Source organism: bacterium, assembly GCA_018814885.1.
In the GTDB taxonomy this organism is placed as follows: Bacteria; Krumholzibacteriota; Krumholzibacteriia; order LZORAL124-64-63; family LZORAL124-64-63; genus JAHIYU01.
On sequence record JAHIYU010000168.1, the window covers coordinates 1 to 15721 of the forward strand.

The 15721-nt window shown below is 67.0% G+C and carries 18 protein-coding genes; 17 read left to right on the forward strand and 1 reads right to left on the reverse strand.

Annotation, left to right across the window (positions count from 1 at the left end):
- A partial coding sequence (locus tag KJ554_12690; GenBank protein MBU0743191.1) for an alpha-amylase occupies positions 1–2264 on the reverse strand: 2264 nt, incomplete at its 3' end.
- A 477-nt stretch (positions 2265–2741) separates the two neighbouring features.
- Between KJ554_12690 and groES the strand changes: the two genes are divergently transcribed.
- From groES to tatA, 17 genes are all read left to right on the forward strand, one after another.
- Entirely contained in the window at positions 2742–3029 is a 288-nt protein-coding gene (gene groES / locus KJ554_12695) for a co-chaperone GroES (protein ID MBU0743192.1), read from the forward strand.
- Between the two features lie 38 nt (positions 3030–3067).
- On the forward strand, positions 3068–4702 hold the full coding sequence (groL, locus tag KJ554_12700) for a chaperonin GroEL (protein MBU0743193.1): 1635 nt from the start codon (positions 3068–3070) through the stop codon (positions 4700–4702).
- Positions 4703–4873: 171 nt separating this feature from the next.
- Positions 4874–6004: a glycosyltransferase gene (locus KJ554_12705; GenBank protein MBU0743194.1), complete on the forward strand. Its 1131-nt coding sequence runs from the start codon at positions 4874–4876 to the stop codon at positions 6002–6004.
- Positions 6001–6636, forward strand: coding sequence for a hypothetical protein (locus tag KJ554_12710; GenBank protein MBU0743195.1), 636 nt, complete (start codon positions 6001–6003; stop codon positions 6634–6636). The genes KJ554_12705 and KJ554_12710 overlap by 4 nt, the downstream gene beginning before the upstream one ends.
- Positions 6633–7229: an NTP transferase domain-containing protein gene (locus KJ554_12715; GenBank protein MBU0743196.1), complete on the forward strand. Its 597-nt coding sequence runs from the start codon at positions 6633–6635 to the stop codon at positions 7227–7229. Before KJ554_12710 ends, KJ554_12715 begins: the two co-directional genes overlap by 4 nt.
- Positions 7230–7534: 305 nt before the next feature.
- Positions 7535–8647 carry a tetratricopeptide repeat protein gene (locus KJ554_12720; protein MBU0743197.1) on the forward strand — a complete coding sequence of 371 codons (1113 nt, stop codon included), beginning with the start codon at positions 7535–7537 and terminating at the stop codon, positions 8645–8647.
- Between the two features lie 105 nt (positions 8648–8752).
- Positions 8753–9904, forward strand: coding sequence for an aminotransferase class I/II-fold pyridoxal phosphate-dependent enzyme (locus KJ554_12725; GenBank protein MBU0743198.1), 1152 nt, complete (start codon positions 8753–8755; stop codon positions 9902–9904).
- Entirely contained in the window at positions 9904–10326 is a 423-nt protein-coding gene (gene folB, locus KJ554_12730; protein ID MBU0743199.1) for a dihydroneopterin aldolase, read from the forward strand. Before KJ554_12725 ends, folB begins: the two co-directional genes overlap by 1 nt.
- A complete protein-coding gene (folK, locus tag KJ554_12735; GenBank protein ID MBU0743200.1) occupies positions 10323–10886 on the forward strand; it encodes a 2-amino-4-hydroxy-6-hydroxymethyldihydropteridine diphosphokinase in 564 nt (187 codons plus the stop codon). The genes folB and folK overlap by 4 nt, the downstream gene beginning before the upstream one ends.
- A 20-nt stretch (positions 10887–10906) precedes the next feature.
- On the forward strand, positions 10907–11539 hold the full coding sequence (locus tag KJ554_12740; GenBank protein ID MBU0743201.1) for a deoxynucleoside kinase: 633 nt from the start codon (positions 10907–10909) through the stop codon (positions 11537–11539).
- 17 nt (positions 11540–11556) lie between these two features.
- On the forward strand, positions 11557–12486 hold the full coding sequence (gene panB, locus KJ554_12745; protein MBU0743202.1) for a 3-methyl-2-oxobutanoate hydroxymethyltransferase: 930 nt from the start codon (positions 11557–11559) through the stop codon (positions 12484–12486).
- A gap of 4 nt (positions 12487–12490) precedes the next feature.
- Positions 12491–13387 (forward strand): pantoate--beta-alanine ligase, encoded by an 897-nt coding sequence (gene panC / locus KJ554_12750; protein MBU0743203.1) that lies wholly within the window; start codon positions 12491–12493, stop codon positions 13385–13387.
- Entirely contained in the window at positions 13384–14127 is a 744-nt protein-coding gene (locus tag KJ554_12755) for an NTP transferase domain-containing protein (GenBank protein ID MBU0743204.1), read from the forward strand. Before panC ends, KJ554_12755 begins: the two co-directional genes overlap by 4 nt.
- Positions 14128–14136: 9 nt before the next feature.
- The gene (locus KJ554_12760; GenBank protein MBU0743205.1) at positions 14137–14637 is read left to right on the forward strand and encodes an HIT domain-containing protein; all 501 of its coding nucleotides are present in this window, start codon (positions 14137–14139) and stop codon (positions 14635–14637) included.
- Positions 14637–15104: a LytR C-terminal domain-containing protein gene (locus tag KJ554_12765; GenBank protein ID MBU0743206.1), complete on the forward strand. Its 468-nt coding sequence runs from the start codon at positions 14637–14639 to the stop codon at positions 15102–15104. The genes KJ554_12760 and KJ554_12765 overlap by 1 nt, the downstream gene beginning before the upstream one ends.
- Before the next feature lie 81 nt (positions 15105–15185).
- Positions 15186–15449: a DUF4321 domain-containing protein gene (locus tag KJ554_12770; GenBank protein ID MBU0743207.1), complete on the forward strand. Its 264-nt coding sequence runs from the start codon at positions 15186–15188 to the stop codon at positions 15447–15449.
- Between the two features lie 28 nt (positions 15450–15477).
- A complete protein-coding gene (tatA, locus tag KJ554_12775; GenBank protein MBU0743208.1) occupies positions 15478–15699 on the forward strand; it encodes a twin-arginine translocase TatA/TatE family subunit in 222 nt (73 codons plus the stop codon).
- The last annotated feature ends 22 nt before the right edge of the window (positions 15700–15721 follow it).

The window sequence follows — 15721 nt, forward strand, 5'->3', positions numbered from 1 at the left end:
AGGCCCCGGTCGCGAAGTTCCGCGACCGGGGTTTCCTGCGTGGCGCCGTCGCGCGCATCGGTCAGCACGCAGGCGCCGCCGCCGGCGCCGGGAACGCCCAGCGCCTCGGCCAGGGTGCAGGTCAGCAACCGGCCCTGCGCCTTGTCGCGCCAGGGCGCGGAGATGCGGGCCCAGCCTGAGCGCCGCGTTTCGCTGTTGTTGAAGAGCACCAACACGCGCCGTCCGTCCTTGGCATTGGTCCAGCAGTAGATGTCCTCGACGACCGCGCCGTCGTCGCCCAGCACGTCGAACAGCCGGAACCGGCCGGCCCCGGAGAAGAGTGCCCGCTCGCGCAGGAGGGGGTAGATCATCCGCTCGTGGTGCGCCAGGAAACCGTCGTCCGGCGACTCGTCGCGGTAATCCCGCGCGAACTCCATGCCGTACTTCTCCTCGTATCCCTCGAACTGCCCGTGGGCGATCAGGGGCAGCCCCGGCAGCGTGGCCAGCAGGGTGCAGGCGCCGAAATAGCGGTCGCCCTTGCCGAACTGGCTCTCGGCGGTGGCCTCGTCCGGATTGCTCAGGAAGTTGACAAAGCGCTGGAGGATCTCCGGATCGTAGGCCAGCACGTTCTTGAGCGAGCGCCGGTATGCGGCGTTGTCCAGGTCGCGCACCATGTGCATGAAGGCGCTGTTGTAGACGCGGTGCATGCCGAGCGTGCGCACGAAGTAGCCCTCCATCAGCCAGAAGGCCTCCGCCAGCAGCAGGGTATCCGGCGCTTCGGCGGCCACGCGCTCGACCACCTCGCGCCAGAACTCGCGGGGCATGGCGCGATCGAAGTCCGCGCGGCTCAGGGCGTGCGCGGCGCGGCCCGGGATGTCGCTGCCGGCGCCCGGCTCCGGATACCAGAGACGCCGCACGTGGCGGCGGGCCAGGACCATCGCCGCATCGAAGCGGATCACCGGGAAGCGCCGCGCCACGGCGATGATTTCCCCGATGACGGCCTCACGGACCGCGGGATTCAAGAAGTCAAGCTGGGCGGTATCGTTCCAGGGCATGTTGGTGCCGTCGTTGCCGTGGTAGATGTAGCGCGTCTCGCCGGTGCGCAGGTCGACCCGCTGGAAGACGACCGCCGCGTCGCTGTGGTCCTGGTAGCCGTCCTCGAGCCGGATGGCGACGTGCGCGTCGTCGGATAGATCGGGTCCGCTGAACCGGTAGGACGGGAAGGGCGCCTGATCTACGCCCATGAACCAGTCGGGGTGCTCGTGGACCCAGCGGCTGTCGATGCCGGTGTGGTTGGGCACCATGTCCCCGGCCAGCCTGATGCCCCTCGCGCCCGCACGGCGGCGCAGGTCGTCCAGCGCGGCCTCGCCGCCCAGGTCGTCGGCGACGCGGTACCGGTCCACGGCGTAGGCGCTGGCGAGAGCCTCGATGTTGCCACGCCGCTGCTTGATGTCGCGCGAGGCCCGGCTGCGCTGCCAGACGCCGATCAGCCAGAGGCCGGTGATGCCCCGCGCCGCCATCTCGTCGAGCTCGCCGTCCGGCACGGCGTCCAGGGTCGCGATGGGCCGCCCGTGACGACGCGCGAGCTGGTTCAGCCAGACGTGCGAGTTCTTGGTCAGCAGCACAAGCTCCGGCATCCAGTCGCGGTCGGGTGAGTAGCGCGCCACCTCGGAATCGTCGTCGCGGCGCCCGGCGCCGTCGCCCCGGGCTGCGTCGGCGAAGGACATCACCCGGGCGGGTCCGGGGCCTTCGCAGCGCGGCCGCTGTTCCTCGTGCAACTCGCCGGCGCCCAGCAGGAGAGAGAGGGCGGTCTCCTGCAGCCAGGGGCTCCAGGCCTCGTGGGCCAGCTTGAGTTGCGCGGCCAGGTCGTCCGGGGCCAGCCGTTGCGGCCGTGTCAACAGTTCGCCCAGGCTGCCGGCATCTTCCGTGAAACCGCGGCTGGCGTCCAGCAGTCGGCCGAGCGTATCCCAGGCGCGGTCGAACAGGCCGCCGGTCTCGAGTTCGGGCACCGCGATGAGGTCGCACACGGGTGCCAGGGCGCGATTGCCGCGCAGCAAACCGATCAGCAGCAGGAGCTGGGTCTTATCCTGAAGTTCCTGTCCACCCTTTGTGCCGGGGGTCGCGTCGTTGTCCAGTACCTCCGTCCAGGTCGGGAAGAGGCGCGACAGGATCTCGCCCAGGCGCTTCCGTTCGGCTGCGCCGAGCGAGGCGCCCAGCCGGTCGGCGGCCTTGACCCAGAGATCCGGATCGATCACGGCCACGTAACGGGCGAGCAGTTCGCTCATCGACCTGGCCAGGACGAACAGGGCGCGGACCTGACCGGCACTCACCCAGGCGCCGCCGCGCTCCCGGCGCAGTTCATTGATGCGCAGGGCGGCCTCGCGCGCGGCGGCCAGGCCGCGCGCGGGTTCGAGGGAGAGCAGATCGTCGCGCAATTCGGACAGGCCGTAGCGGGACAGCGTGGCGGCGGGCACTGGGAGGATGAGGGGCAGCGGCATCTCGAAGCTCCGGTCTTGGTCTGGTGATTGGCGCGATGGGCCAACAGTACAAATCCGGCGGATAATGGCAAGTCCTAGCTTCAATCAATCACAAAACTGCCATTATGGCGGTGATGTGACAGTTCTTGGCGCGCGATGTTTTTTTTTCTTGCAGCTTTCCGAACATGCTCTATCTTAACACCGTCTTAGCAATTGAATCGTTAGAGTGCTAATGCGCTAAATGTCAATTCAATCACTGACTTGAAGGGAAAGGAGGCGATGGAGATGGCTTTAACCATCAAGCCCCTGGCCGATCGCGTCATCGTCAAGCCCATGGAGGCCGAGACGATGAAGGGTGGCATCATCATCCCCGACACCGCGAAGGAGAAGCCCCAGCAGGGCAAGATCATGGCCGTCGGTCCGGGACGCGTGGCCGACGACGGCAACCGCGTCAAACCCGAGGTGAAGAAGGGCGATGTCGTTCTCTACGGCAAGTACTCGGGCACCGAAGTGAGCGTCGGTGGCGACGATTTCCTGATCCTGCGCGAGGGCGATATCCTCGCCATTCTCTAGCTGAGCGTTTTTTTATTCAATAGAAGGAGAGTGGAACGATGGCTAAGCTGATCAAGTACGACGCCGAGGCGCGCGAACTGATCAAGAAGGGTGTCGACAGACTGGCCGACACCGTCAAGATCACCCTAGGCCCCCGCGGCCGCAACGTGATCCTCGACAAGAAATTCGGCGCTCCCGTGGTCACCAACGACGGCGTCACCATCGCCAAGGAGATCGAGCTGAAGGATCCCTTCGAGAACATGGGCGCCCAGATGCTCAAGGAAGTGGCGAGCAAGACCAACGACGTGGCCGGCGACGGCACCACCACCGCCACCCTGCTGGCCCAGGTGATGATTCACGAGGGCATGCGCAACCTGGCCGCCGGCGCCAATCCCATGTTCATGAAGAAGGGTATCGAGGCCGCCACCGCGGCCGCCGTCGAGGCCCTGAAGAAGCAGGCCAAGACCGTGCGTGACAGCGAGACGATCTCCTCGGTCGCTGCCATCTCCGCCAACAACGATCTGGAAATCGGCAAGATCATCGCCGAGTCCATGGAAAAGGTCGGCCGGGACGGCGTGATCACCGTCGAGGACGCCAAGGGCACGGAGATGGAGCTGGACGTGGTCGAGGGCATGCAGTTCGACCGGGGCTACCTGAGCCCGTACTTCATCACCAATGCCGAGACCATGAAGGTCGATCTCGAGGATCCGGTGATCCTGGTCCACGACAAGAAGATCAGCAGCATGAAGGATCTGCTGCCCGTCCTGGAGAAAGTCGCCCAGATGGGCCGCCCCCTGCTGATCATCTCCGAGGACATCGACGGCGAGGCCCTGGCCACGCTGGTCGTGAACAAGCTGCGCGGCACCCTCCAGGTCGCCGCGGTCAAGGCGCCCGGCTTCGGTGATCGCCGCAAGGCCATGCTCGAGGACATCGCCGTGCTGGCCGGCGGCCGCGTCATAAGCGAGGATGCCGGTCTCAAGCTGGAGAACACCACCACCGCCGACCTGGGCAACTGTACCAAGGTCACCATCGACAAGGACACCACCACGATCGTGGGCGGCAAGGGCAAGACCGCGGACGTCAAGGCGCGCATCGGCCAGATCCGCGCCCAGATCGAGGAGACCACCAGCGACTACGACCGCGAGAAGCTGCAGGAGCGGCTGGCCAAGCTGGCCGGCGGCGTGGCCGTGATCCGCGTCGGCGCCATGACCGAGATCGAGATGAAGGAGAAGAAGCACCGCGTGGAGGACGCCCTGAGCGCCACCCGCGCTGCGGTGGAGGAGGGGATCGTCGTCGGCGGCGGCGTGGCCCTGCTGCGCACCATCAAGGCCATCAAGGCCCTCGATCTCAAGGGCGAGGCCGCCGTGGGCCGCGACATCGTCGCGCGCGCCGTGGAGGAGCCCCTCCGCATGATCGTGACGAACGCCGGCATGGAGGGCTCGCTGGTCGTGGCGCACCTGCGCGACGAGAAGAACGCCAAGATCGGCTTCAACGCCGCGACCATGCAGTACGAGGACCTGCTGGCCGCCGGCATCATCGATCCGGTCAAGGTCACGCGCTCGGCCCTGCAGAATGCCGCGTCCGTCGCGGCCATGCTGCTGACCACCGAGGCCTGTGTCTGTGACGAGCCCGAGAAGGATCACCCGCCGATGCACGACATGGGCGGTGGCATGGGCGGCATGGGCATGATGTAGCCCGGCTTCCATGAAGCACGCAGGGCGGTCCCAGCCGGGGCCGCCCTGTTCGTATACGGGTGAGGGGATACCCGCTTCACGTGCTTCGGCGCTGCGCGAGGCGCGTGTGTACGACAGACTCCTGTTGGCTGGAGTGCATACTTTAGCTACTGTGAACCGACCATGAGGATCGTGCAGATAGGGAAATACCATCCACCCGTCAAGGGCGGCATGGAGACGGTACTCGGGCTCATCGGCGCCGGGCTGCAGGCCAGGGGACACGACCTCTGGTCGGTGGCGGCTGCAGGTGGCGCCGCCGCCGCCTCCGATGACCCCGCGGCCGCGCGGGATGACCGGCACGGGCGGGTGATCCGCTGCCGTTCGCTGGCGACCGTCGCCTCGCAGCCGTTCACGCCGTCGCTCCCGTTCGAGCTGAAGCGCCTCTTCACGGAGTTCCGTCCCGAGATCGTCACTCTCCACTGGCCCAACCCGCTGGCGGCCGTAGCCTTGTATTGCGTCAGACGTTACCTGCCGCGCGAGGCTCGCCTGACCGTCTGGTACCATGCCGACATCACGCGCCAGAAGCTGGGTGCCGTTTTGTTGCGTACCCTGCTCAACGATTTGCTGGATCGCGCCGCGGGCATTGCGGTCTCGACGGCCAGTCTGCGGGACAGATCGTCCCAGCTGTCGGCCAGAAAGGACAAGGTAGAGGTCATACCCTTCGGCATCGATGCCGCCGGCTGGCGTCTGCCGACCTGTCCCGGGGTGGGACCGTTCCTGTTCGTGGGGCGTCTCGTCTACTACAAGGGGCTGGAACTGCTCCTGGACGCGGTGGAATCGATCCCCGACGCGCGGCTCGAGATCGTAGGCGACGGCCCCCTGTGGAAGACGCTGATCGACCGCGCATCCGCGCCCGGCCTGCAGGGGCGCGTGCGGATGCACGGCGAACTGGACGATGGCGACCTGCGCCGCGTGATGGTCCGTTGCGGGGCCCTCGTCCTGCCCAGCCTCAGGCGCAGCGAGACCTTCGGTCTGGTGCAGATCGAAGCCATGGCCGCCGGTCTGCCCGTCATCTCGACGCAACTGCCGACCGGCGTGGCGGAAGTCAACGTTCACGAACGGACGGGTCTGCTGGTGCCCCCCGGCGATCGGGCGTCGCTGGCCGAGGCCATGAGTATCGTGATGCGTGATTGTGCGCTGGCCCGCCGCTGGGGGGAAGCGGGCCGCGCGCGCGTACAGGCGCATTTCAACCATGTGCATATGATCGAGTCCCTCGAGAGATGGTACGAGGCGTTGCTGCACCGACAGGAGGAGGACGCTTGAACTTCGCCTTCCTGGACGAGTGGCACGGTTTCCTGCCCCGCACGGGCGGTCACGTGATCGTGGTGAGAGGCGGCGGCGGCCGGAGCGATCTGCTCCGGGCGATGAGCCGTGTCCTCGCCGCGGAGGGCGTACCGGTCGCGGTGATCGGGATGGGCGGCGATGATCCGGAGGGTGTACGTTTCTCGCCTCTCACGCTGTCCGACCACGTGGTGCTCTACGAGACGGCTGTCGATGCTGCAACAGAAACAGATCTGCCGCGCCGTGCTTCGCTGGTCATCACCGTGTCGGGCCTCGCGGCCGTGGGAAGGCCCCCGGCCGGGGCGGCCACCGGCGTCGTGCCCGTTCCCGCGGCCTGGCTCACGCGCGGTGAGCGCGGCCCGGTCTGGTCGTGGGACGGCGTCGTCTCCTTCCTGGGAGCGTGCGCACCGCGCGCGATGGGCGCGGAGGACCCGACGCCGCACGTGGCGGCGTTGCTGGAAATGGACGCCTGCACGGACAGCATCGGTCTCTTCGGCTGCGTGGAGCGCATCATGTCCGACCTGGGCATCCCCCTGGTCCTGCTGGGGAGCGCATCCGGCGCGGAACCGCAACTGCGGACCGCCTACGCCTTGCATGCCCGGGAGCGGCCATGACGACACGCAGAAGGGATTGGGCCGTCGTCCTGGCCAGGGGGAATTCTTCGCGCATGGGTCGGCCCAAGGGCTCGTGTCTGGTCCCCGGCGGACGTGAATCCTTCCTCGCCCGCATCTGCGAACTCCATCGTCGTGCCGCGCACGAGGTGGCCGTGGTGACCCTGCCGGAACTGGGACCGGTCTACGAGGCCTGCGTCCCCGCGGAAATGGTCACCGACTGGATCCTCCATCCACCGGGCGGGGGCACCGCCGCCAGCTGTCTGGCCGCCGTGCGCCGGTTGGCGGAGCGGGCGACGCATCTCTGGTTCCACCCCGTGGATCTGCCGCTGGTTTCGGATACCACCCTCGGCCTCCTAGCCGCCGTCTCGGCGGCGGCGGCGGACGAGATCATCGTACCACTCCACGAAGGTCTCAGGGGGCATCCTGTGGTCACTCCGCTACGACCCTGGCTGGGCCTGGCGCCCGATGATCATCCTGGAGCCATGCGCGCGCTGATCGGGCGGTGCGGATCGCCGGTCAGGTTCGTCGACGTTCCCGATGCGGGCATCCGCCGGGATTTCGATCGTCCCGGCGATCTCGAGGGCCCGGCGTGAAGGCGGCCGGACCGCTGTGCCTCGATCCGCGGGAACTTTCTGACTGACAGGAAGTTGCAGTCGCAGATCAGTTCGATTCGGGGACCCCGGGCGCTGCAGGCCAGGCAACTCTGGTCATGGCGGCAGGGACGGTAATTGACACATCGGCCTCGTTTTTCTATGTTACTGGCCGCTTTGTCGCCCTAGTTTGAGAAAGACCCTCGCCATCCGCATAGCCAGCACCTTGTCGGGAGATGCCAATGGATACGCGCCCACGGACAACCTTTAAACGCCCCTGGCTTCTGTTCCTCATGGTGGGCACGGCCATGCTGTTCGGACACACCGTGACCGCCGCCGGCTGCCCGGAATCGCAGTACAAGGAGGCCGATCACGCCTTCACGGTCGCCACTGACTTCATCACGGCCAAGAACTGGCCCGAATCGATCCCCTCGCTCGAATCCGCGCTGGCCATCTGCCCGGATCACATCAACTCCCTGCGCTACCTGGGCAAGGCCTACTACGCCACCGACCGCTTCGAGGACGCCCAGGCCACCCAGGAGAAGCTGGTCGAGGTCGCCGGACAGGACGCCAAGTCGGGTGACTACATGGATCTGGGCAAGACCTACGCCAAGGTCAAGGACTACCGCAAGGCCCGACAGGCCTACGTGAACGCCAACCGCATCGATCCCGACAACTGCTCCATCCTGTTCAACCTGGCCGTGATGCACGGCGCGGTGAATGATCACCCGCGCTCGGTCGAGGCCTACGAACAGGTGCTGGACAACTGTCCGGACCTGCGCGAGAAGGTGATGCCCAATCTCGTCAAGGCATGCCAGAAGGCGGCCGAGCGGGAGCGCAGCGTAGGTAACGTGGCCGAGGCCAGGCTTTACGAAGCCAAGCGCGAGGAGTATGGCAGCCAGGCGGGCGGCAGCGTGGGCTACCAGGTGATCGCAGACAAGATGAAGGCCAAGGACTGGACGGGCGCGGTCGATCAATGCAAGGCCTTCCTGGCCAACAATCCCGAGAGCAGCCGCCGCGACAACGTTCTGTTGAACTTGGCACGGTCCAGCCACCAGCTGGCACAGGAGGACGCCGCCATCGAGGCCTACCGTCAGCATCTTGTCATCAAACCCGGCAACGGCAAGGCCGCCGAGGAACTCATCGTGATCCTGGCCGCCCAGTCACGTTGCGACGAGGCCCTGACCGCAGCGGAGGCAGCGGGCGTCCACGCCACCGACGACCTGCAGAAGGCCTACCTCTTCTATGGCTGGGGCAAGGCCCTGGAATGCGCCGGCCGCTACCAGGAGGCCAAGGAGAAATTCCGCTGGGTCGCCGCCAATGCCACAGGCGACTATCAATTCTATGCCCGCAAGGAGATGACGCGCCAGGACGAGCTCGAGGAACGGCGCCGTCTCCAGCGCGAGAACGCCGGTTATTGATTCCGGCCGCATCGCCGGTATAGAGTGCCCCGTATCCGCATCCGCGGTGCGGGGCCTTTCCCTGTCCGCGAGAGCATCGAACGAGCCCTAGACCGCTGGAGCGCCATGTCCAGACTCGACAAGCTGCCGCCGTACCTGTTCACCGAGATCGATCGCGCCAAGCGCGAGGCCGTGGCTGCCGGCCGTGACGTCATCGATCTGGGTATCGGCGACCCCGACCTGCCCACGCCCGGGCCCCTGCTGGACGTGATGTCGGCGGCCGTGCGCCGGGCCGCCAACCACCGCTATCCCGACAACCGCGGCGCGCCCGCCTTTCGCGAGGCCGTCGCGGCCTGGCTGGACCGACGGCAGGGCGTCGACGTCGATCCGCAGACGCAGGTGCTGGCCCTGATCGGGAGCAAGGAGGGACTGGCGCACCTGCCCCTCGCCCTGCTGGCGGAAGGCGAGGGCGTGCTCGTGCCGGACATCGGCTATCCGGTGTACGCTGCGGCCACGCTGCTCGCCGGCGGCTTGCCCGCGCCGTACCGACTCCGGCTCGCCCGCGCTTTCCTGCCGGATCCCGCGGAGATCGAGGAGTTGGCCGACGCGCGCACGCGGCTGCTGCTGGTGAATTCACCGCACAATCCCACCGGTGCCGTTGCCTCGGCGGCGGATTTCGCGGCTCTGCTGGCGGTTGGCGAGCGGACGGGCCTGGTCGTGGCCAACGACGCGGCCTACCGCGAAGTCGTCCTGTCGGGCGCGCCCGCGGCCGGGCTGCTGCAGGTGGCGGACCTGGACCGCGACCGCGTCATCGAATTCCACAGTTTTTCGAAGATGTTCAACATGACCGGCTGGCGCATCGGGTTCGCGGTGGGGCACGCCGAGGTGATCTCGGCCCTGGGGCGGGTCAAGCAGAACATCGACAGTGGCGCCTTTACTGCGGTGCAGGAAACCGCCATATTCGCCCTGAGCGAGTCCGGTGACGAGCTGATGCCGTCGGTGATGCGGCCCTATGCGCGTCGTCGCGAGGTGATCGCGGCTTCGCTCGCGGCGGCCGGACTCGAGGTCTTCGACGCGCGGGCCACCTTCTACGTCTGGGCGCGCGTGCCCGCGGGAGAGGACAGCTTCTCCTTCTGCCGCCGGGTCCTGGCCGAGCGGGACATCGTCGTCACGCCGGGCACGGGTTTCGGCGGCGGCGGCGAGGGCTGGTTCCGCATCTCCTTGACCAGCGCCGACGACCGCATCGACGAGGCGGCCGCCAGGCTGCGGAGGCTTTGATGGATTGCATCCGACTCACGGGAATCGACGTGTACGCCTACCACGGTGCGCACCCGGCGGAGCGCGAGCTCGGCCAGCGGTTCGTGATCGACGTGGAGCTGTGGACCGACGTACAGCTCGCCGCCGAGAGCGATGCCATCGCCGACGCTCTGGACTACACCAAGGTGCATCAGCGCATCGTGGAACTGACCGCCGGCGATTCGTTCCACCTGGTGGAAGCCCTGGCCGGGCGCATCTGCGACACGCTGCTGCGCGAGTTCTCGCTGGAGGCCGCCACGGTTACCGTCCACAAGCCCAACCCGCCCATCCGCAACTTCCTGGGCAGCGTGTCGGTGACCATCGACCGCACGAGCGAGGAGATGCTGTCGCGGTCCACGCGCAGGTCGCGGCGCCGGCACGAGAACGGGGAATCCATCCAGTGAGCGGGGAGGGGCACGCAGGCGGCCATCGGCCCGGCACGAGGGCGTTCGTCGGCCTGGGCAGCAATCTGGGCGATCGCCTGGCCGAGCTGCGCGCCGGACTCGCCGCTCTCGCGAGCCATCCCCGCATCGAGACGCTGGCGGTCAGCGGGGTCTACGAGAGCGACTACGTCGGCCCGGGTGGGCCGCAGGCCGCCTACCTCAACGCCTGTGCCTGCCTCTTGACCGAGCTGAGGCCGCAGGCATTGCTTGCGGCCCTGAAACTGATCGAACGCGGCCGGGGACGCACTGGCGAGACGCACATGAGGCCCCGGGCCCTGGACCTGGACATCCTGCTCTACGGCGACCTCGTGTGGCGGGAGCCGGATCTCACGATTCCCCACGCTCGCCTGATCGAGCGGGCCTTCGTGCTGGAGCCCCTGGCCGAACTCGACGCCGCTCTGATCCTGCCCGATTCGGGGCAGACAGTCGGACGGCTTTGTGCCATGATCCGCGCTGCCCACGGCCGAACCGCGCACCGTCGGCCGGAACTGCTGCTGTCGACGGTCGCCGCCGTGGATTGACGACACCGGAGGAATCAGGCGTGCTGCCTTGGCGTTATGTCGTTGTCGAGGGCGTGATCGGCGCCGGCAAGACCAGTCTCACCAAGCTGCTGGCCAGCCGTACTGGCGCGGCTGTGAACCTGGAAGTGGTCGAGGACAATCCCTTCCTGGCCAAGTTCTACCAGGACAGGGCGGGCCTCGCCTTCCAGACCCAGATATTCTTCCTGCTCAGCCGGTACCGCCAGCAGCAGAAGCTCACGCAGCCCGATCTCTTCTCGACCTCGGTGATCTCGGACTACCTCTTCGCCAAGGACCGCATCTTCGCCAACCTGAATCTCAGCGACGACGAGCTGACCCTCTACGACCAGCTCGCCACGATTCTCGAGCAGCATATCCTCAAGCCGGACCTGGTGATACACTTGCAGGCCTCGACGGATGTCCTGATGGAGAGGATCAGCATCCGCGGGCGCAGCTTCGAGCGCGACATGAATCGCGATTACATCGATGCGCTCAACAGCGCTTATAGTTATTTTTTCCATCACTACCGGCAGACGCCGCTGCTGGTGGTCAATACGAACGCCTTCGACTTCGTGAACGTACCGCACGATTTCAGCCAGCTCTTCGAGCTGCTTCAGGAGCCGTTCCAGGGCACGCGCTTTTTTGCCCCGGCCTAACCGTAAGGGGAGATCGCATGAAGAAACCCAAGAATCTCCGGGTCTTCACGAAGAGCAAGCGGGACGGACGCAAGATCGTGATGCTGACTGCTTACGATCTGACTTCCGCCCTGATCGCCCGCGAGGGGAGCGTGGACGCCCTGCTGGTCGGCGACTCCGTCGGCATGGTGGTGCTCGGCCACGAGAACACGCTGCCGGTGACCATCGAGGACATGGTGCACCACTGCGCCGCCGTCACGCGCTCGCGTCCCGGCCTGCCCGTCATTGCCGACATGCCCTACGGCAGCTTTCACGTGTCGCCGGGCGAGACCGTGCGGCACGCCATCCGTCTGGTCAAGGAAGGGGGCGCCTCGGCCGTCAAGGTCGAGGGCGGCCGGCGTCGCGGGCCCGTCATCGAAGCCCTGCTGGCGGCCGAGATCCCGGTCATGGGCCATATCGGCCTCACGCCCCAGTCGATCCATAAGCTGGGTGGTTTCAAGGTGCAGGGACGCGGACACGGCGCCGCCGATCTCATGCTGGACGAAGCGGTGTTTCTGGAGGAGATCGGCTGTTTCTCGATCGTCGTGGAATGCGTGCCGGCCTCCCTGGCGCGGCGCATCAGCGAGCAGGTCAACATCCCGACGATCGGCATCGGCGCCGGCCCGGATTGCGACGGCCAGATCCTCGTCTTCCATGATCTGCTGGGCCTCTTCGAAGGCATACGCCCCAAGTTCGTCAAGAGGTACGCCGAACTGGGACAGCAGGCCGTGGAAGCCGTACGGCGCTACAGCGAAGACGTGCGCAGCGGGGCCTTCCCGGCTGCCGAGCATTGTTTCTCCGACGAGAATGCGCATCCCGAGAGCACGCTCTCGAACACGTCCGAGGCCGAGCCGACCCATTCGTCCCCTCCCGAACTTGATGAAGAGCACGGGTACCTGACATCCTGCGACAACGGCGAGCAGGGTTAGTCCAGTGGATTTGATCCGCACGCGCAGCGAACTGGAGCGGCTCGCGGCTCTGCGGGCTGGCGGCCCCGTGGTTCTGGTGCCCACCATGGGAGCTCTGCACGAAGGGCATCTGAGCCTGGTGCGCAGGGCCGGCGAACTCGGCCAGGTCGTCGTCTCCATATTCGTCAATCCGACCCAGTTCGTACCCGGCGAGGACTTCGCGCGGTATCCTCGCGACCTGGACATGGACCTGGCAGCCCTGGCCGACTACGCGACGGCAGCCGTTTTCGCGCCGTCGGTCGAGGAGATGTACCGTGCCCCCGACGGCGTGACCGTCCGCCCGGGCCCCCGGGCGGGGGTGCTCTGCGGTGCACAGCGCCCCGGCCACTTCCAGGGCGTGTTGACGGTCGTGGCCAAGCTCTTCAACCTCGTCGGTCCGGACATCGCCGTCTTCGGCCGCAAGGACGCCCAGCAATGTCTGGTGATCGACGAGATGGTCCACGATCTCGATTTTCCCGTCGCGCTGGTCGACGCGCCGACCCGGCGGGAGGAAGACGGACTCGCCATGTCGTCGCGGAACCGATATCTGAGCGCGCCGGAGCGGCGGCGGGCGACGTGCCTCTGGCACGGGCTCGAGGCGGTGCGTGGGCTCATCGCCGACGGGGAGCGGGATACCGGAGCGCTGGAGGAGCAACTGGCGCTGCACCTCGCCGACACGGATACCGTAGATTACGCGGAGATACGCGCGCTGCCGGACCTCTCGCATCACGAGCGCCTGGACGGCAAGGTGATCCTCGCCGTTGCGGCTCGTGTGGGTCCCGCGCGCCTGATCGACAACCTCGTACTGGACGTGGGGGCCGCCGGCGTCGTGGAATCGTCGCTGCTGCAGCCCCGGGCAAGCGTGCGGAAGGAGCGAAGTTGAAAGGGGGCGATTCGATCCTGCAGGCGGTGATCCTGGCCGCGGGCAAGGGCACGCGTATGAAGTCGGACCTGCCGAAGGTGTTGCACCGGATCGGCGGGAGCCCTCTGCTGGAGCACGTGCTTGCCGCCGTGCGCGGGGCGGCCGTCGACCGCATCGTCGTGGTGGTGGGGCACCAGGCCGCGCTGGTGAAGCGGACCTGCGGGGCGGACGATCTGGAATTCGTCCTGCAGGAGCCGCAGCAGGGGACCGGCCACGCGGTACAGGTCGCCGTGCCGGCCCTGCTCTCCGGCGGTCATACGGTCGTGCTGGCCGGAGACGTCCCCCTGCTGCGGGCCGGGACCATCCGCCGCCTGGTGGACGAGACGGTGACCGCGGGGGCGAGCGCCTCGGTCCTGACCTGCAGGGTCGCGGACGCGGGCGCCTACGGGCGCATCATCAGGGACGCAGACGGCAACCTGGCGCGCATCGTGGAGGCGCGCGACGCCACGGCGGCGGAACTGGCCGTCGGGGAGTACAACACCGGCGTCTTCTGCTACCGCACCGCGGACATGTGCGAGGCGCTGGCCCGGCTGTCCGCCGACAACGACCAGGGCGAGTACTATCTCACCGACACCATCGCGCACCTGGTGTCCGCCGGGAAACCGGTGCAGACGGTGGCCATCACCGACCCGGACGAGGTCGTGGGGATCAACACCGTCGCCGAGTTGAAGGCGGCGGACGACCTGTTGAGGGCGCGCTAGGGAGAACGCATGGACAGGCTATACACGCCATGGCGTCTGGATTACGTGAGGAGCGACAAGGAGGCGGGCGGCTGCATCTTCTGCAACTGCCTCCACGGCGGAGACGAGGAAAACTACATCCTGCACCGCTCCCGCCACTGGTTCCTGATCCTGAACAGGTACCCCTACAACAGCGGGCACGTGCTGCTGGTCACCAATCGCCACCTGGGCGCGTTGAGCGAATGCGTCGACGAGGAGGTCGTCGACCTGGCCGTTCTGATGCAGGCGGTCGAACGCGCCGTGCGCGAGGTCTACCGGCCTCACGGCATCAATTGCGGGTACAACGGGGGAGGCGCCGCCGGCGCGGGTATCCCCGCCCATTTCCATGTTCATCTGCTGCCGCGGTGGTCCGCCGACACCAATTTCATCTCCGTCGTCGGCGACACCCGCATCCTCCCCGAGACCCTGGATGACTCCTTCGCGGGGCTGCGGCCGGCGCTCACGAAGGCGCTGGAGGGAAAAGGACTCTGATGCGCACGCTCCGCCTGATCCTCCTGCTGGTCGTCCTGGCCTGCGCCATCTCGGTGGGTGTGTGGGCCACCCACGGCGGTCCGCGGCAGGCCGGCCCGCCAGACCATGCCGGTGTCCCGGCGGCCATGGCGTCGAGACCGGGCGGCGAGGTCGCGGACGTGCCGGGGGGAGTCGTCCACCTGGTGATCCTCAACGGCACCGCGGAGTCCGATCTAGCCGGCGATTTCAGCCTCCTGGCCGGTCGCGCCGGTTGCGTGGCCGACAGGATCGACAACGCCCCCCACGCCGGCTTCGCGAGGTCGCTGTTGATCAACAGGCGTCTCAGCGAAGAACGCGCCGCGTTTCTCGCCGCGCGCCTCGGCGACCCCGTCGTGCTGCGAGAGCACGATCCCCGTGCCACCGAGGATGCGGTGCTGGTGCTGGGAGCCGACCACGACCGCCTGCGCGGCGCCCTGCTGTCCTTCTGACGTGCATTAGCCCTTGGAATCGGCCAGGCAGTGGGGATATAGTGGACATCTGGTTCGCGCGCAGAGTCCAAGGAGAACCGAATGCGTAAATCGATGGGAACGGTGCTGTTGACGTTGTTTCTGGGGATGCTCATCGGCGCCATCCTGAGCCAGGTCATCGGGCTGTTCCTCGAGGAAGGCTCCGTGGCCGAGCAGCTCTTCGTGCGCTCGGTCAGTTTCGGGCCCGAATTGAACCACTGGGATCTGGTCGTCCTGGACATCACGTTCGGCTTCAAGCTGCACTTCAACTTCATGAGCGTGATCGGCGTCTTCGTGGCCTCGCAGATCCTGCGCTGGTACCGTTGAGCGACCGGCCCGTCAGGGAGAAGGAAAGATGACACCATTTCTTGCGTTCTTCGGCGGTCTGGGCTGGCCGGAACTGCTGGTGATCGGACTGGTCGTGCTGCTGGTCTTCGGACCCCGCCGCCTGCCCGAGATAGCGGAATCCTTCGGCGCTTCCATCAAGAAGTTCCGCAAGGCCACCCGGGACGTGCAGGACGAGGTGAAGCGGGAGATCGACGCGTCTGCCCGGGACGAAGACGAGAAGAAGGAATGAACCGGACCGCGCACGGAGGCGG